The sequence below is a fragment of the Marinobacter maroccanus genome (assembly GCF_002933275.1).
GTDB lineage: Bacteria > Pseudomonadota > Gammaproteobacteria > Pseudomonadales > Oleiphilaceae > Marinobacter > Marinobacter maroccanus.
Window position 1 is genome coordinate 265,383 of the sequence record NZ_PSSX01000003.1, and the last position, 18,470, is coordinate 283,852.

At 60.2% G+C, this 18,470-nt stretch carries 8 protein-coding genes; 6 read left to right on the forward strand and 2 right to left on the reverse strand.

Annotation, left to right across the window (positions count from 1 at the left end):
- Window positions 1-105 precede the first annotated feature (105 nt).
- From recC to recD, 3 genes are read left to right on the forward strand one after another with little or no spacing between them, the layout of a single operon-like run.
- Window positions 106-3,729 (forward strand): exodeoxyribonuclease V subunit gamma, encoded by a 3,624-nt coding sequence (gene recC, locus KEHDKFFH_RS05825; protein WP_104321039.1) that lies wholly within the window; start codon window positions 106-108, stop codon window positions 3,727-3,729.
- Entirely contained in the window at window positions 3,726-7,451 is a 3,726-nt protein-coding gene (gene recB / locus KEHDKFFH_RS05830) for an exodeoxyribonuclease V subunit beta (protein WP_104321040.1), read from the forward strand. Before recC ends, recB begins: the two co-directional genes overlap by 4 nt.
- A complete protein-coding gene (gene recD, locus KEHDKFFH_RS05835) occupies window positions 7,448-9,715 on the forward strand; it encodes an exodeoxyribonuclease V subunit alpha (protein WP_104321041.1) in 2,268 nt (755 codons plus the stop codon). Before recB ends, recD begins: the two co-directional genes overlap by 4 nt.
- On the opposite strand, the gene KEHDKFFH_RS05840 is transcribed toward recD, so the two are convergent.
- A complete protein-coding gene (locus tag KEHDKFFH_RS05840) occupies window positions 9,712-11,535 on the reverse strand; it encodes an ABCB family ABC transporter ATP-binding protein/permease (protein ID WP_104321042.1) in 1,824 nt (607 codons plus the stop codon). The two genes, recD and KEHDKFFH_RS05840, sit on opposite strands and share 4 nt — an antisense overlap.
- Before the next feature lie 298 nt (window positions 11,536-11,833).
- On the opposite strand from KEHDKFFH_RS05840, the gene KEHDKFFH_RS05845 reads away from it, so the two are divergent.
- The 3 genes from KEHDKFFH_RS05845 to KEHDKFFH_RS05855 all read left to right on the forward strand — a co-directional run bounded on the left by KEHDKFFH_RS05845 (window position 11,834) and on the right by KEHDKFFH_RS05855 (window position 15,906).
- Window positions 11,834-13,564: an ABC transporter transmembrane domain-containing protein gene (locus KEHDKFFH_RS05845; protein WP_104321043.1), complete on the forward strand. Its 1,731-nt coding sequence runs from the start codon at window positions 11,834-11,836 to the stop codon at window positions 13,562-13,564.
- Window positions 13,565-13,653: 89 nt separating this feature from the next.
- Complete coding sequence (gene gabT / locus KEHDKFFH_RS05850) at window positions 13,654-14,931, forward strand: 4-aminobutyrate--2-oxoglutarate transaminase (RefSeq protein WP_104321044.1); 1,278 nt, start codon at window positions 13,654-13,656, stop codon at window positions 14,929-14,931.
- 210 nt (window positions 14,932-15,141) lie between these two features.
- Window positions 15,142-15,906, forward strand: a complete 765-nt coding sequence (locus tag KEHDKFFH_RS05855; protein ID WP_104321045.1) for a VC0807 family protein — start codon at window positions 15,142-15,144, stop codon at window positions 15,904-15,906.
- A 95-nt stretch (window positions 15,907-16,001) separates the two neighbouring features.
- Here the strand turns inward: KEHDKFFH_RS05855 and gyrB are convergent, their stop codons facing one another.
- A complete protein-coding gene (gyrB, locus tag KEHDKFFH_RS05860; RefSeq protein WP_104321046.1) occupies window positions 16,002-18,416 on the reverse strand; it encodes a DNA topoisomerase (ATP-hydrolyzing) subunit B in 2,415 nt (804 codons plus the stop codon).
- Window positions 18,417-18,470 lie beyond the last annotated feature (54 nt).

The window sequence follows — 18,470 nt, forward strand, 5'->3', positions numbered from 1 at the left end:
CCGTTATGATTTTCGGAGATCAGACGTTTCAGACTGTCCGCATCTGTGGTCACATACGGTAACCTGTGGCAACAGGATTGAACTGCACTCCAGACAAGGAAATTCATGGCCACACTCTCCACCGATCCCACTGAGCAACCCGCCAACATCGAGCCCGGGTTTCACGCGATCCACGCCAACCATCTGGAAGATCTGCGCCGGGCCGTTGTGTACATCTGCCGGCATAACCCCATGCCCCCGCTGCAGAGCGAGACCTTCCTGGTGCAGAGCAACGGCATTGCCCAGTGGCTGAAGCTGGCACTGGCGGAGAAGCGAACCAACGATGGCATGGAAGGTGGCCTGGGAATTGCCGCCGGCATGGACTTTCTGTTCCCGGCCCGGTTTATCTGGCAGGCCTACCGGGCGGTGCTACCGGACGGCGAGGTGCCGGAACAGTCGCCCTTCGACAAGCGTCGCCTGGTGTGGCGGCTGTACCGGTTGCTTCCAGAATTGGTGGGGCAGGACGAGGCCTTTACCCCACTGGCCCGGTTTCTGGAGGGCAACGATCCGGACCTGCGCAACTTCCAGCTGGCGGAAAAGGTGGCGGATCTGTTCGACCAGTACCAGGTGTTCCGGGCCGACTGGCTGGCGGCCTGGGAGCAGGGCAAGGACGTGATAATCACGGCTCGGGCAGAGGAAAAGCCGCTGGATGCGGAAACCCGCTGGCAACCCCTGCTCTGGCGGAGGTTGGTTGAGGATGTGGGCGCTGACGCCGATACCAGCCGCTCGCAGATCCACACCCGGTTCATGGCGCAGGGCCAACGCATGCCGGCACCTGCCAATCCGTCCCAGCTGCCGACCCGCATCGTCGTGTTTGGCGTCTCCTCGCTGCCGCGGCAAGCGCTGGAAGCTTTGTATGTGCTGAGCCGGTTCAGTCAGGTGGTGCTGTGTGTTCACAACCCCTGCCAGTTTTACTGGGCCGATATCATCAGCGACCGGGAGCTGCTCACCGCCGAACGCAAACGGGGCAAAACCCATCCCGCGCTATCATCCGTTGAAGATCCGGACCAGCTGCACCAGCACGCCAATCCGCTGCTGGCCGCCTGGGGCAAGCAGGGCCGCGACTACATCCGGCTGCTGGACGAGTTCGATAACCCGGAGGAATACCGGGGCAGCTTCCAGACCCCGGACCAGAAAGTCGATATCTTCTCGGACCATGGCAACGAGGACGCACCGCGCCTGCTGCACCAGCTGCAGAACGATATCCACAACCTGACGCCGCTCCAGGAAATCCGCCAGCAGCAACGACAACTGGATTTGCAGCAGGATCATTCCCTGGCGTTCCATCAGGCCCACAGCCCCCAGCGGGAAGTGGAAATTCTGCACGATCAACTGCTCGCGGCCTTCAACGTTGATCCAACGCTGCGGCCCCGGGACGTCATCGTGATGGTGCCGGATATCAACGTGTACGCGCCGCACATCCAGGCCGTGTTCGGCCGTTATCAGCCGGGCCGGAGACGCCACATACCCTTCACTATTTCCGACCAGGGCCAGCGCCACCACGAACCGGTACTGATCGCCCTGGAAACCCTGATGTCACTACCACGCAGCCGATTCGCGGTGAGTGAGATCATCAGTCTGCTGGAAGTGCCCGGCATACGGGACCGCTTCGGGATCAGCGAAGACGAGATTCCCCTGGCCCGACGCTGGGTAGAGGGTGCCAATATCCGCTGGGGCCTGCACGGCCAGCACCGGGAAAGTCTGGACCTGCCGGCGGAACTGGAGCGCAATACCTGGCAATCCGGCCTGCGGGCGATGCTGCTGGGTTATGGCATGGGTGAAGACGAGCCCTGGGGCGGCGTGGAACCCTTCGGCGAGATCGGAGGCCTTCAGGCCAGCCTCGCCGGCCGCCTGAACGACTTCGTGCATCAACTGGAAACCCTCTGGCAGGCGCTGCAGAGCAATCGCACACCCGGAGACTGGGAACGCCTGTTTTCAGCGATGCTCGGGCAGTTTTTCCACAAGGTGGAAGGCAGCGACCTGTTGCTGCTGAACCGTTTCCGGCGCCAGCTGGAACAGTGGCTGGATGACGCCATGGCCGCCGGCCTGGAGCAGCAGACGCTGCCCCTGAATATCGTCAAGGATATCCTGCTGGAGGGGCTGGATGAAGGCGGCCTGAACCAGCGCTTCCTGGCTGGCAAGGTGAATTTCGCCACCCTGATGCCCATGCGGGCCATTCCCTTCCGGAAGGTGTGCCTGCTGGGCATGAACGACGGTGACTACCCCCGTTCCCGGCCGCCGGTGGATTTCGACCTCATGGCCCAGGACTACCGCCCGGGAGACCGCTCCCGCCGGGAAGACGATCGCTACCTGTTCCTGGAAGCCCTGTTGTCCGCCCGGGAGCAGCTGTACATCAGCTGGGTAGGCCGCAGCATCAAGGATGATTCGGAACGGCCACCGTCGGTGCTGGTGGGTCAGCTACAGGATCATCTGGACAGCCTGTGGTCCATGTCCGGGCAACCGGAGGCAAAGGTCACCAAAGCCCTAACCACCCAGCATCCACTGCAACCCTTCAGCCGGGCCTATTTCCCGAAAGCCAACGGGTTGGAAGATGGTGATGAGGGCGAAGACAGCCCACCCAGGCCCTTGAACGACGTCTTGCAGGCCCGTCATCTGTTCACCTTTGAACGGGAATGGCGCAGTGCTCATGGTGCTGGAGCGATAGAGCAGACGCAGTCTGCCCTTCCGTACCAGGCGCCCGAGGAGCCTATCAGCCTGAACGATCTGGCGGCTTTCCTGAAAAAGCCCATCGACACCTTTTACCAGCGTCGACTGCAGGTGCGTTTCGAGGATGTCGAGGACGACGACACCGACAACGAGAATTTCGATCTCGACGGCCTCGACCGCTGGCGCCTGGATAACGAGCTGATTCAGGACGGGTTGCTGAAAGCCAGCAATGAGGAAGAACTGGATGAACGATTGCAGACGACCCTTGACCGGATGGCCCGCCGCGGGGACCTGGGCATGGGCGTCACCGAGCACCGCCTGCGTTCCGAGCTGGCCGGTCGCTTGCCGGACCTGTTCGAACGGTACCAGGGTGCACTGGCAGAGTGGCCGGAAGCGGTCGCTGAGCCCCTGCCTTTTGACTACCAGTTTGAAAATGCCCTCGGCTCGGTAGCCGTTGCCGATCTGATCGACGGCCTTCGCTGCAATGCCGGGGGCGACTTGTGCAGGCTGGTGGTGGCCAGTTCCAGCCTGCTGAGCGGCTCCGCCAGCAGGAAAGTGCGCTACGCCAACCTGATGCGGGACTGGCTGATTCATCTGGCCGGGCAACTGAGCGGGCAGCCATTCCAAACCCTGGTTCTGGGCAAGGAGGAGGGCCGCCGGTTCCGCTTTGCAGCTCTGGCTCCGGAACAGGCCAGACCGCTGTTCGAGGCGGTACTCACCCGGTGGATGGAAGCCACCACCCGGGCCTTGCCGATTCACTGCGAGGCCGGCTTTGCCTGGATCACCAGTTTCTACGGCGGTAAAAAGTATGTCGGTGATCACGAGCATGCCATCAATGAGGCAGAGCAGGCCTACACCACTGCTCTGGAGCGGGACACCGGTTACCTGATGGGCGCTTTCGAAACGCCGGAACGGCTGATGGCCAGTGGCGAATTTGAAGCCCTGTTGCATCAGCTCTACGTGCCGGTTTGGGAAGCGGAGCAGGGCAAGTCGGCGGCGGATCAGATCGGGAGTGTGGAATGACGGAACAGATGAACAACCGGAACCCGAACCTGGACCCATTGGCCCTGGCCCTTAACGGCAGTGCCCTGATCGAGGCCAGTGCCGGCACCGGCAAAACCTTCACCATTGCCATTCTGTACGTGCGCCTGGTGCTTGGCCACGGCCAGTCGCCCGACAGCCCACTGCAGAACCTGCTGCCTCCCAATCTGCTGGTGGTGACCTTTACCGAGGCCGCCACCAAGGAACTGCGTGACCGTATCCGCACCCGGCTCACCCAGGCCGCCGAGGTGTTTTCCGACGCCCCCGACGAGCCCAACCCGCCCGCGGAAACGGCGCTGATCTATCAGCTACGGGATGAAAGCTACCCGGATCCGGCGAGCTGGCCGGAATGCCGCAAGAAGCTGCTGCTGGCCGCCGAGTGGATGGACGAGGCGGCGGTATCCACCATTCACAGTTTCTGCAACCGCATGCTCAGCGAGCACGCCTTCGACAGCGGCAGCCTGTTCAAACTCACCCTGGAGACCGACCAGAGCGAATTGCTGGAAGAAGTCGCCCGGGATTACTGGCGCACCTTTGTCTATCCGCTGCCCCCGGCGCTGATGGACGAGGCCCTGAGCCACTGGAAAACGCCCGGGGATCTGCGCCAGGGTGTTCGCAACCTGATTGACGACCCTCAGAGCCTGGGCACACCGCCGGACAGCGTTTACCAGGCCATCGACCAGGTGGTCAGGCGGCGCCTGGAACGATCACAGGCCCTGAAGGCTCACCCCTGGGGTCAATGGCGCGGGGAAGTCATCGAGCTGCTGAACGATCTGAACAAGAGCAAGCGGCTCCATGGCGGGAGCAAGAACGCCATGGTCAAGGTCTGGGATTTTCTGGTTGCCTGGGCGGAATCGGACGACCTGTTGCCCGAAAAAATCGATAGTGCCGCCGGCTATAAAAATCAGACGCCCGAGGGTCTCGACAACATTCTCAAGGGCGATGAATCCGCCCCCCATCACCCTGCCTTCGAGGCCATCGACGCGCTGTTGGATTTCAGCCAGAACCAGCCCAGCGCCAAATCCGATATCCTGCGCCACGCCAGCCTCTGGATTGCTGAACGGCTGGAATCGGAAAAGCAGAAACGCTCGGAAATGGGCTTTGACGATCTGCTCACCCGGCTGGACGATGCGCTGCACGGCCCCCGCGGGGACCAGCTGGCGGCCACGATCCGGCGCCAGTTTCCGGTGGCCCTGATCGACGAATTCCAGGACACCGACCCGGTGCAGTACCGCATTTTCGACCGTATCTATGACGTGGCAGGTGGCGATCACGGTACCTGCCTGCTGATGATCGGCGATCCCAAGCAGGCCATATACGGTTTCCGGGGTGCCGACATCTACACCTACCTGCAGGCCCGGCAGGGCGTGAAAGAGCGCACCTTCACACTGGGTAAGAACTTCCGCTCCGCCAAGACCATGGTGGCGGCGGTTAACCGGGTCTTTGAACACAGTGACCAGAACAGCCGGGACGGCGCCTTCCTGTTCGGCAAGGGCGACACCTCACCGCTGCCGTTCCAGGGTGTGGACGCCAACGGCACCAAACGAAGCTGGTCGATCGACGGAGAGGTGCAACCCAGCCTGGTGTTCTGGACCCACGAATCCGGGGAAGAGGACAGGGACGGCAATCCGAAAGGCATTGCCAAGGGCACCGCCACGGCCGACGTGGCAGAAACCTGCGCCAGTGAGATCGCCCGTTTGCTGACCCTGGGCCAGGCCGGGCAGGCGGGTTTTGCCTTGCCGGATAATCCGGAGGATCTGGAGCCGGTTGCCCCGAAAGACATCGCGATACTGGTCAACAACCGCAACGAAGCCAGCGCGGTGCGGGACGCCCTGGGTCGGCGACGCATCAAGAGCGTCTACCTGTCAGACCGGGATTCGGTGCTGACCTCCCGGGAATCCAGAGAAATACTGTGCTGGCTGCGGGCGTTTGCCGAGCCCCGGCAACTGGCCTACATCCGCGCGGCCCTGGCCACGCCCACTCTGGGCCGGTCCTGGTATGTCATGAATCAGCTACTCACCGACGAGCTCGTGCTGGAGCGGGAAATCGAGCGCTTTATCGGCTATCAGCAGCAATGGCAGAAGCAGGGTGTCCTGCCCATGTTGCGCAGTTTCCTGATGGATTTCGAGGTTCCGGGCCGGTTGCTGCAACGGCCCGACGGTGAACGGCGGCTGACGGACATTCTGCACATTGCCGAATTGCTGCAGCAGGACAGCCTGCAACTGGACGGCGAGCATGCCCTGGTGCACCACTACACCCAAATCCTGCGGGCGGCCGACGAGGAAGACGAACACCGTACCCTGCGGCTGGAAAGCGATGCCGGCCTGGTGAAGGTTATCACCGTGCACAAGTCCAAGGGTCTCGAGTATCCCCTGGTGTTCCTGCCCTTCGGCACGGCCTTTCGCGCCCAGAGTGAAAAGCAGGCCTTCGTGCGCTATCACGATGACCAGGGCAAGCTGGTCACCGTATTCGACCCCGCGCCAGAAGACGTCGCCAGGGCCGACCAGGAGCGCCTTGGCGAGGATATCCGCAAACTCTACGTGGCCCTGACCCGGGCCCGGTTCGCCACCTGGGTGGGCACGGCGGCCCTGGACAACTGGCAGCAAAGCGGTCTGGGCTACCTTATTGCCGGCGACGGGCTGGGCCGTATCAGCGACTGCCTGAGTCAGCTGTCCCAGGGCAGAGCAGAGATCCGGATTAGCCCGTTACCGGATCCGGACGAGACGCAATACCATGAGCAGGCCCCGGAGGCCCTCGGCCCGGCGCTGGTCTCTTCCCGGGAGGCAAAAGAGGACTGGTGGATTGCCAGTTACTCGTCCATCGAATACACCGGCATGACCGGCACCGGAATCGCCTTCACCGGTGAGGTGGAAGATGCCCAGGCCCAGAACCTGCTGGAAGAAAGCAGCCAGGAGGCAGGGGAAGAGGCGGAACCCATAGCTACGCAACGCAACCAGCACAACTTTCCCAAGGGCGCCGGCCCCGGCACCTTCCTGCACGAACTGCTGGAATGGTGCACGCAGCAGGGGTTCAAGCGGCTTGTGGATAACCCGCCGCTGCTTCATGAGCAACTGACCCGCCGCTGCGGAACACGTGGCTGGAGTGACTGGGTGGAACCACTGGAGCGTTGGCTGCTGGCATTGATCAGCAGGCCCTTGAGCCTCGACCGGGCGGGCAGAGAACGCGTCAGCCTGGCGAACCTGACCACCCTGCGCCCGGAACTGGAGTTCTGGTTTGAAAGCCGCAACGTCAGCGTCCGGAAACTGGACCAGCTGGTAACCGCGCACACCCTGAACGGGGCAGACCGGCCCCGGGTCGAGGAGACCCGATTCAACGGCATGCTCAAAGGCTTTATCGATCTGGTGTTCGAACACAACGGGCAGTATTACGTGCTGGACTACAAATCCAATACCCTGGGGGAGGATGACAGCGCCTATACCGACCAGGCCATGGGCAACGCCATTCTGGATAAACGCTATGATCTGCAATACTTGCTCTATCTGCTGGCCCTGCACCGGCTGCTGAAAGCCCGTTTGCCAGATTACGACTACGACCGGCACATTGGCGGCGCGGTGTATCTGTTTCTGCGAGGCGTCGATTCGGCCAGCGGCGGTGCCTTCACCGACAAACCACCCAGAGTCCTGATTGAACAGCTGGATGCCCTGTTTGATGGCGAGTCCGTAACCGGGGAGGTGGCTGCATGAGCCGATCGCGTTCTCACACCGGAAAATCCGACCACCAGATTGATCTGTTCGCGGAGGACACAGCTCCGGAAACCTCGACCATGACGGCAGCCGGTGATGCCAGCATCGATATCAACGATCTGCTCACCAGCCCGGATAAAACCGAGGCACTGCTGCTGCACTGGCAGCAGGCGGAGTGGATCCGCCCGCTGGATGTGGGTTTCGCCCGGCTGATCCGTGAACTGTCGGAAGAGCAGGGCGAACGCCCGCACCCGCTGGTTCTGCTGCTGGCGGCACTGGTCTCGCATCAGGTGGGCCGTGGCCATGTTTGCGTGGATCTGGGCCATCTCCTTGCCGATGCCGGCCATACGCTGTCACTGCCACCGGAGGAGTCGGTTTACGAACCACTCACCGATTCCGGCACCGTCAAACCGGACCAGCCCAAGCCGGACGAGGTGCTTGCTTTTGTGACGCTTCCGGAATGTTTGAGCATACTGGAAAAGGCCTGCGCCGTAAGTGATGGCTCACATACCACACCACTGGTGCTGAATGAAACCCGGCTTTACCTGCGCAGATTCTGGCGCTACGAGCAACGCATTGCTGAAGGCATCACCCAACGCCTGGCTCTGCCGTCCGCCCTGGCGGATCCGCAATCCGGACCGGCCCAAACCCTGTCCGGGGCCCTCGGCCAGTTGTTCCAGTCGTCAGAACCGGTGGATTACCAGAAACTGGCCTGTGCCCTGTCGGCCCGAAACCGTTTCGCCGTGATCACCGGCGGCCCAGGCACCGGTAAAACCACCACCGTGGTTAATCTGCTGGCAGCCGTGCAGGCGGTCGCCGGGGAATCCCCTGAACGGGCCGGGCGCAAATACCGCATCCGCCTGGCCGCCCCGACCGGCAAGGCGGCTGCCCGCCTGAACGAATCCATCGGTGGTGCGGTCAGCCGCTTGCCCCTTGCCGAGCTGCCCGGCAACGTGGAGCTGGGTGATATCCCCTCCAGAGTGACGACGCTGCACCGGTTGCTGGGCAGCCGGCCGGATACCCGCAAATTCCGCCATAACCGCGACAACCCGCTGCTGGTGGATATCCTGGTGATCGACGAGGCCTCCATGGTGGACGTCGACCTGATGGCGTCGGTATTCGATGCCCTGCCCGCCAACGCCCAGCTGATACTGCTGGGCGACAAGGACCAACTGGCCTCGGTGGATGCCGGTGCGGTACTGGGTGAGCTGTGTCAGCGCGCCTTGCAGGCCCACTACACCCAGGAAACGGCAAAGTGGCTGGCCGCCATGACCGGCAGCGAGATACCGGAGTCACTGGTGGACGCTACCGGCCAGCCCATGGACCAGGCCGTGGCCATGCTGCGCAAGAGTTACCGTTTCCAGGAGGACAGCGGCATCCGGGCGTTCGCGGAAGCCGTGAATACCAATGCGCTGGATAGCGCCATGTTGCGCCGGATCCGGGAAGCGGCCTTCGACGATGTCATCCTGCTCAACGGCCAATCCGCAAAACCAGACCCGGAGGATACTCTGGACCTGGTGTGTCGCCATGCCATTACCGGTTCACCCGAGGCATTCCGCAATGCCGGACAGGGTCGGCACGTGAACGGCCAGAGTCTGCCGCCTCCCATTGGTTATCGCCATTATCTGGAACGGTTACAGAATCACGGCCTGAACGAAAACAGCCCCCGGGAAGACTGGGATGCGATGGCGTTACAGGTGCTTGAAGCCTTCAGTGATTTCCAGGTGCTCTGTGCCCTGCGCAAGGGCCCCTGGGGTGTGGAAGGACTGAACGACCGGATCGCAAGGCAGTTACTGGCGGGAAAGCTGATCCCAAGGGCGGAAGGCTGGTACCCGGGCAGACCAGTGCTGATTACCGGCAACGACTACAACCTGGGCCTGATGAACGGCGACATCGGCATTACCGTCAGCGTGCCCTGGGACCGGACTGAAACCGGGGAACCCCGATACACCCTGCGAGTGGCGTTCCCCAGCAGCGACACGCCTGGCGGTATCCGCTGGATCTCGCCCAGTCGTCTGCAGCAGCTGGAAACCGTGTATGCCATGACGGTGCACAAATCCCAGGGTTCGGAGTTCAACCACACCTGCCTGGTGCTGCCAGACCGCCTCAGCCCCGTCCTGACGAGGGAACTGATCTACACCGGCATCACCCGGGCCAGGAACTGGTTCAGCCTGATTACCGGCCACCAGGACGTTCTCAGGGACGCTGTCGGGCAGCAGGTGGTGCGCGCCTCAGGTCTGGCCGAAAGGCTCAGGCCGGATTAGTCACTGGCGTCCTTTTTGTCGTCATTGCTTTCTTTCTGACTGCTGTGCTGCTGCGCCCAGAGATGGGAGTAGTGGCCGCCAGCGGCCAGCAGCTGTTTATGGCTGCCGCTTTCGACAATACGCCCGCCATCCATCACCAGGATGGTGTTGGCATCACGGATGGTGGACAGTCGATGGGCAATTACCAGCGTGGTCCGCTGCTGACTAACTTCGTTGAGCGCGCCAAGAATCGCCTGCTCCGACAGTGAATCCAGCGAGGCAGTGGCCTCATCCAGAATCAGCAACGGCGGGTTCTTCAGAATCACCCGGGCAATGGCCACCCGCTGTTTTTCACCACCGGAGAGCTTGAGGCCCCGTTCGCCCACCTTCGTTCCGTAACCCTCCGGCAAGCTGTGGATAAAGTCTTCCAGGTGAGCCATCCGGGCCGCCCGATAGACCTCTTCTTCGGTGGCCTCCGGCCGGCCATAGGCCAGGTTCCGGTACAGGGTATCGTTGAACAACACGGTATCCTGGGGCACCACACCAATTGCCGAGCGCAGACTGTCCTGGCTCACGTTACGGATATCCTGGCCATCGATACGGATGGCGCCCTGATCGACGTCGTAAAAACGGAACAGCAGGCGGGCGAGGGTGGATTTGCCGGCACCACTGGCCCCCACTACAGCTACCTTGTGACCGGCCGGGATGGAGAAATTCACATCCCGCAGGATCGGCCGGTCCGGGCGGTAGGCAAAGTGAATATGCTCGAACTGCACTTCGCCTTTATCCACAACAAGCCCGGTGGCATCAGGGGCATCCTCAATAGCCGGTTTATCGCCCAGCAGTTTGAACAGGCGTTCGACATTCACCAGGGCCTGCCGGATTTCCCGATAGACAAAGCCCAGGGCGTTCAGGGGAATGAACAGCTGGAGCAGGTAGGCGTTGATCATGGTGAAATCACCCAGGGTGATCTCACCGCTGGCCACTTCCCGAACGGCCATGGCCATGATCACGATCATCGCCAGACCAATAATCAATGCCTGGCCGGAGTTCAGCGCGGCCAGGGACAACCGGTTTTTCAGCCGGGCCTGCTCCCAGTCGTCCAGATCAACGTCGTATAACTGCGCTTCGTAGCGTTCATTATTGAAGTATTTGACGGTTTCATAGTTCAGCAGGCTGTCTATCGCCCGCGAGTTCGACTGGTTATCCCGGGCGTTGGCTTCGCGCACGAATTTGGTCCGCCACTCGGTAATCTTGATGGAAAAGACCACATACACCACCACAGCCACCAGGATCGCCAACACATAACCCACGTTGAACACCACGAACAGGATGCCGGCCACCATCAGGATTTCCAGGAGGGTAGGCACAATGTTGAACAGGGTAAAGCGCAGCAGGAAGCTGATGCCGTTGGTGCCCCGCTCAATATCCCGGGCCAGGCCACCGGTCTTGCGGTCCAGGTGAAAGGCCAGTTCCCGCCGGTGCAGGTGCTCGAACACCCGCAGGGACACCCGCCGCATGGCCCGCTCCGCCACCCGCGCAAAAACTGCATCCCGAAGCTCATTGAACAGGGTTGCGCCAAAGCGTAGCGCGCCGTAGGCCACTACCAGGATCACCGGAATCCACAACAGCATGTCCGCCCCGCGGTTCTGGTCCAGGTAGTCGACGATGTATTTCAGGGCTATGGGTGTGGCCACCGTCGCCAACTTGGCCAGCACCAGCAAAGCCAGGGATAAGGCCACCCGGCCGCGGAATTCGGCGAGATAGGGCCAGAGGCCTGAAATGATTTTCCAGTCCGGTTTATGATCAGCCGGGTAATCGTTGTCGGCGTAGGCGCGCACTGGGAATATCCTTTAACAATGTTGTCGGATTACGCTGGGCTAATCCGACCTACGGTTTACGGTCTGACTCCGGCTTCGGGCGGTGCTGGCTCCTGGTAGGTCGGATTAGCGCAGCGTAATCCGACAAGGCTCTCCACACCAACACCTGTTGATGCTCTATAACAGGATTGCCTGCCAGCGAAAGCCAGGGGAACTCAGATATGATTAGTCCTGTTCCAAGACGAAACCGTATTGAAGCTGGAGTCTACAGTAGCCAACACCGTGGAGGCACATCATTAACACTCGTCACCGTAAGGCCCTGAAACTGGTTATCGACTTTATCAGCCCCTATCGCCGGGCCGTCACCGGTGCCCTGGTGGCGTTGATCTTCACGGCCGGTATTACGCTCGGACTAGGGCAGGGTTTACGTATCCTGGTGGATCAAGGATTAGCCACCGAGTCGCCGGAGAATCTCGCCAGGGCCATCGGGCTGTTTTTCATACTGGTGCTGGGTCTGGCCTTCGGGTCGTTTGCCCGCTTCTATCTGGTGTCCTGGATCGGCGAGCGGGTGGTGGCGGATATTCGCAAGAAGGTGTTCAACCACCTGATTGATCTTCATCCGGGCTTTTTCGAGCAGAACCGGGCCCTGGAGATCCAGTCGCGGTTTACCGCCGATACCACCGTGCTGCAGTCGGTGATTGGCTCCACCGTATCCATTGCCCTGCGTAACGCCCTGATGCTGGTCGGGGGGTTGCTGCTGCTGTTCATTACCAACGCCAAGCTGGCCAGCATCATTCTGCTGGGCTTCCCCTTGGTGATAGCCCCCATCCTGTTCTTTGGCCGGCGGGTAAGGGCGCTGTCCCGGCTCAGCCAGGACCGGGTGGCCGATGTCGGCAGCTACGTGGGCGAGAACCTCACCCAGATCAAGACGGTTCAGGCCTTTAACCATCAGCCCCACGACCGCAAGTATTTTTCCGAGGTATCGGAACGGGCCTTCGAGATTGCCCGACAGCGTATCCGTCAACGGGCCTGGCTGACCACGCTGGCCATTTCCCTGGTGATGGGCGCAGTAGGTATCGTTATCTGGATCGGGGGCCTGGATGTGATCAACGGCCGGATCAGCCCCGGCGAACTGGCGGCCTTCGTGTTCTACAGCCTGCTGGTGGGCGTTGCCGCCGGTGCCATCAGCGAGGTGATTGGCGAGTTGCAGAGGGCGGCCGGGTCCGCGGCACGGCTGTTCGAGCTGCTGCAGACCGAGCCGGCGTTTGAGCGTAAAGAGACCACCCGAACCCTTCCGGAGCCCGTTCAGGGTGAGATCCAGATTGACCACCTGAGCTTCAGTTACCCGGGGCGTTTGGAAACTCCTGCGCTGACGGATCTCACCCTGACGGTAAACGCGGGCGAGACCCTGGCCCTGGTGGGCCCGTCCGGAGCCGGCAAATCCACCCTGTTTGATCTGCTGCTGCACTTCTACCAGCCAACGGAGGGCAGCATTCTCATTGATGGCATGGACACCGCCGAGCTGTCCCTCGATGCCCTGCGCCGGTGTTTTTCCCTGGTGCCTCAGAATCCCGCCCTGTTCCATGGCACCGTGGCCGATAACATCCGCTATGCAAGGCCCGATGCCAGCCAGCAGGACGTAGAACAGGCCGCGAAGATCGCCCATGCCCACGATTTCATCCAGGCGCTGCCCAAAGGCTATGAAACCCCGCTAGGGGATGCCGGCCTGGGCCTGTCCGGTGGCCAGAAGCAGCGTCTTGCCATCGCCCGCGCGTTGCTGGCCGATGCCCCGATCCTGTTGCTGGATGAAGCCACCAGTGCCCTGGATGCAGAAAGTGAAAACCTGATCCAGCAGGCAATGCCGGCCCTGACAGCCGGGCGCACCACCCTGGTCATTGCCCATCGACTGGCCACGGTGCGGGACGCTGACCGTATTGCGGTACTGGACCAGGGACGCATGCTGGCAGTGGGCAGCCACGATGAGCTGATGCGCCATAACGCCCTCTATCAGCGGCTGGCAAAACTGCAATTCCGGGACGATGCGGCCTGAGGGCGACAATAGTCGGTTTGTTTCCTGACACCGTACTACTTACACTGTTAGGTGAAACTTTCGAACCTGAACCCAGGGAGAATGGCAAAGTGAGCAATAAAGAATTGCAGGCACTCAAAGAACGCTACGTTGCGGCGGGCGCGGCAAGTCCCAACGAACAGTTTGCCGACCACGCAACGAATGCGGAATTGTGGGATGCAGACGGCAAACGCATGATCGATTTTGCCGGCGGCATCGGCGTATTGAATATTGGCCACCGTCACCCGAAGGTGGTGGAAGCGGTCAAGGCACAGCTGGACAAGCTGATGCATACCTGCCAGACGGTTATGCCCTATGAGGGCTACGTTAAACTGGCAGAGAAACTCAGTGACGTGGTACCCGTACGTGGCCATGCCAAGGTCATGCTGGCCAACTCCGGTGCCGAAGCCCTGGAAAACGCCATGAAGATTGCCCGGGCGGCAACCGGCAAGACCAATGTAATCTGCTTTGACGGCGGTTATCACGGCCGTACCTTCTACACCATGGCGATGAACGGCAAAGCTGCCCCTTACCAGACGGATTTCGGTCCCATGCCCGGAACCGTGTATCGTGCGCCTTACCCCGTTCCATACCACGGTGTCAGCGAAGACGAAGCCCTGCGTGGCCTGAAGATGGCCATGAAAGCCGATTCCCCAGCGCGCAATACGGCTGCGATCGTCATCGAGCCGGTGCTTGGCGAGGGCGGTTTCTACGCGGCACCGACCAGTTTCCTGAAGGAAATCCGCAAGATCTGTGATGAAAATGACATCCTGATGATCGCGGATGAAGTTCAGAGTGGCTTTGGCCGGACTGGCAAGATGTTTGCCATCGAACACAGTGGTGTTGAGCCGGATATCATGACCATGGCCAAGAGTATGGCCGATGGCATGCCGATTTCCGCGATCGTCGGCACCGACAAGTACATGGATGCTTCCGGCCCGAACTCGCTGGGCGGCACCTATACCGGTAGCCCGACAGCTTGTGCCGCAGCGCTGGCCGTGTTCGATGTGTTCAAGGAAGAGGACATTCTTGGCAAGGCCCAGGCGCTGGGTGAGAAGCTGAAGCAGCGCTTCAGTCAGTGGCAGGAACAGTTTGCCCATGTCGATAACGTACGCAATCTCGGTCCCATGGCTGCCTTTGAGTTGGTAGAAAGCAAGGAAAGCCATACTCCCAAGCCGGAATTGGCGGCTGCAGTAACCAAGAAGGCGAAAGAGAAGGGTCTGATTCTTCTAAGCTGTGGTATGTACGGCAATACATTGCGTTTCCTGATGCCGGTCACCATCGAAGACGATGTGCTGGAAGAAGGTCTGGCAATTGTGGAAGAGAGCCTCAAGGAAGTTGGTGCCTGATCGGCGCTGAATTTCACGAGGAGTCAGAGAAGCCGGGCATAAGCCCGGCTTTTTTATAACAGAAAGAAAAGCGTCGGTTCAGTGTCGGCGGGCAGCCGCCCTGTTGGCGTACTCTGGCAGCGGTTACGTCCGGGCTCGGATTCGTCGTATACTGCCAGGAGTTTGGCAGTGCCCCTCGGCCTGCTCCAGTTTCACCAACCAGGCTAGATCATGACGTCTTCGAGCTCCGCCAACGTACCGGACCACAAGCCAAGGCCCTGGGTCGATTTGCTGGTCAGCATTATCATTCCCTCCGTTATCCTGATGAAATTCAGTGGCGAGGAACACCTGGGCAACGTCAACGCGCTGCTCATCGGCTTGGCGTTTCCACTGGGCTGGGGCCTGTTTGAACTGATCAAATACCGGAAGAAAAACTTCATCGCGGTACTTGGCCTGGTCAGTGTCGGCCTGACCGGCGGCATCGGTTTACTGGAACTGGATGCCGGCTGGCTCGCCATCAAGGAAGCGGCAATTCCGGCAATCATTGGCCTGGCGGTGTTGGCCTCCACAAAGACCAAGTACCCCCTTGTGCGCACCCTGCTGTATAACCCGAGTGTTCTGGATGTGGATAAGATCCATAAGACGCTTGCGGAACACAACCGGGTTGATGAGTTTGAAGAACGGCTTCTGAAGGCCAGCTACTTCTTTGCCGGCACCTTCCTGTTCTCATCGATCATGAACTACGTCATTGCAAAGTGGATCGTGGTCAGCCCATCCGGTACGGAGGCGTTTAATGAAGAGCTTGGCCGGATGACCCTGGTGAGTTATCCGATGATCGCCATTCCTTCGATGGTCATGATGATGCTGATTTTCTATTATCTGTGGCGCACCATCCGCCGGTTGACCGGTTACACCCTGGAAGAGGTGATGGCGCCTCATCTTGCGGAGAAAGAGAAAGAAAGGAACAAGTCCTCGGAATCGACCACCGGGAAATAGCAGGCCTGGACGTTTTCCGATAAGGCCGGACATAAAAAAGCGGCGGAGGTTTGAAAGCCTCCGCCGCTTTTTTTATTGCACCTGGGACTGGTTGATCAGATATCCAGGTTGGTCACTTCCAGCGCATTGGTCTGGATGAAGTTGCGACGAGGCTCTACGTCGTCACCCATCAGCGTCGTGAAGATCTGATCGGCCGCAATGGCATCTTCGATCGTTACTTTCATCATCCGACGGGTCTCCGGATCCATGGTGGTTTCCCACAGCTGCTCCGGGTTCATCTCGCCCAGTCCCTTATAACGCTGAATGTTCAGGCCGCGCTGGGCCTCTTTCATCAGCCAGTCCAAAGCACCCTCGAAAGACAGGACCGCCTGTTTGCGCTCACCCCGTTGGATGTAGGCGCCTTCTTCAATGAGACCATCCAGAGTCTCACCCATACGGGCGATCGCCGCGTAGGAGGACGATTCGAAGAACTCGTGACTGAAGACGTGATCGTAGGGGATCCCGTGAACATAGATGGTCACTTTCGGGAGGTACAGACCCCGTTCGGTATCCTTGGTCACCGAGAAGGTGTACTTGGTACCGGTACGGGTATCCAGGTCCAGGCCATCGCCCAGGCGAGCGACCCAGCGAGCCACTTCCGCTTCCTCTTTCAGGTGCTCGGGCTTGAGCGTGACGTTCTGAAGCATCTGTTCCAGAACCTTCGCCGGGTAAGCCCGGGACAGGCGGCCAATCATGTTCATAACCGCCTGGTAGTCCTTGACCATGGTCTCCAGCGCGGAATCCTTGATGGCCGGGGCCTCCGGATTCACATAGAGCTGGGCGCCTTCCAGGGCAGTCTGGGTAAGGTAGGCTTCCTTGGCTTTCTCGTCTTTCAGGTACTGCTCCTGCTTGCCACGCTTGACCTTGTAAAGCGGTGGCATGGCGATAAAGACGTGGCCACGCTCGATGATTTCACGCATCTGACGGAACAGGAAAGTCAGCAGCAGGGTGCGGATGTGGGAACCGTCCACGTCCGCATCCGTCATGATAATGATCGAGTGGTAACGCAGTTTGTCAGGATTGAACTCTTCCCGGCCGATACCACAACCCAGCGCCGTGATCAGGGTGCCCACTTCCGCAGAGGAGAGCATCTTGTCAAAGCGGGCTTTTTCCACGTTCAGGATCTTACCCTTCAACGGCAAGATGGCCTGGGTCTTGCGGTCACGGCCCTGCTTGGCGCTGCCACCGGCCGAGTCACCCTCCACAATGTACAGTTCGGAAAGGGCGGGGTCTTTCTCCTGGCAGTCCGCCAGTTTTCCGGGCAGGCCAGCAATGTCCAGGGCGCCTTTGCGGCGAGTCATGTCCCGCGCCTTGCGGGCGGCTTCGCGGGCCCGGGCCGCTTCAATCATCTTGTTGACGATAAGCTTGGCTTCGTTGGGCTGCTCCTGCAGGTATTCCGCAAAACTCTGGTACAGCTCCTGCTCGACCGCGGTTTTCACCTCGGAGGACACCAGCTTGTCCTTGGTCTGGGAGGAAAACTTCGGGTCCGGAACTTTCACGCTAATGATGGCAGTGAGGCCTTCACGGGCATCATCACCGGAAGTGGCAACCTTGGCCTTCTTGCCCAGACCTTCCTGCTCAATGTAGTTGTTGAGGGAACGGGTCAGGGCGGCCCTGAAGCCAGCCAGGTGAGTACCTCCATCCCGCTGGGGGATGTTGTTGGTAAAGCAGTAAAGGTTTTCCTGGAAGGCGTCATTCCATTGCATGGACACTTCTACGGCAATACCGTCTTCGCGCTCACGGTTGAAGTGGAATACCCGGTTGATCGGGGTCTTGTTAGCGTTCAGGTGCTCAACAAAGGCCCGCAGACCACCTTCATATTCAAAAACTTCTTCTTTGCCGGACCGCTCGTCGGTCAGGCGGATGCGGACGCCACTGTTCAGGAAGGCCAGTTCACGAAGGCGCTTCGCAAGAATGTCATAGTGGAATTCAATATGGGTGAAGGTTTCCGGCGACGGGATGAAATGCACCTTGGTACCGGAGGCATCGGTTTCGCCAACAGCCGCCAGAGGCGCATTGGGAACCCCGTGAGTGTAGGTCTGCTCGTAGACCTTGTTATCACGGCGGATAGTCAGGGTGAGGGTAGAGGACAGTGCGTTCACTACGGAAACGCCCACACCGTGAAGGCCACCGGACACCTTGTAGGAGTTGTCGTCGAATTTACCTCCGGCGTGCAGCACGGTCATGATAACTTCTGCTGCCGACACCCCTTCCTCTTCGTGCAGATCCACCGGGATACCACGACCGTTATCTTTTACAGTCACCGATTCGTCCGGGTGGATAACCACCCCAATCTCTGAGCAGTAGCCCGCAAGCGCTTCGTCGATGGAGTTATCCACCAATTCAAAGACCATGTGGTGCAAGCCTGTGCCATCATCGGTATCCCCGATGTACATACCCGGCCGCTTTCGCACCGCATCCAGTCCTTTCAAGACTTTGATACTGGAGGAATTGTAGTTAGATTCACTCATTCGGAAACTCCTGAAGCGTGATAGGCCGGGGCTTTCTAGCTTGTTCGCACCGGT

Excerpts from the sequence above, each read along its gene's own strand:
- gyrB (WP_104321046.1), bottom strand. The coding sequence starts at position 18,416 with ATGAGTGAATCTAACTACAATTCCTCCAGTATCAAAGTCTTGAAAGGA.
- recC (WP_104321039.1), top strand. The coding sequence starts at position 106 with ATGGCCACACTCTCCACCGATCCCACTGAGCAACCCGCCAACATCGAG.
- KEHDKFFH_RS05855 (WP_104321045.1), top strand. The coding sequence starts at position 15,142 with ATGACGTCTTCGAGCTCCGCCAACGTACCGGACCACAAGCCAAGGCCC.
- recB (WP_104321040.1), top strand. The coding sequence starts at position 3,726 with ATGACGGAACAGATGAACAACCGGAACCCGAACCTGGACCCATTGGCC.
- recD (WP_104321041.1), top strand. The coding sequence starts at position 7,448 with ATGAGCCGATCGCGTTCTCACACCGGAAAATCCGACCACCAGATTGAT.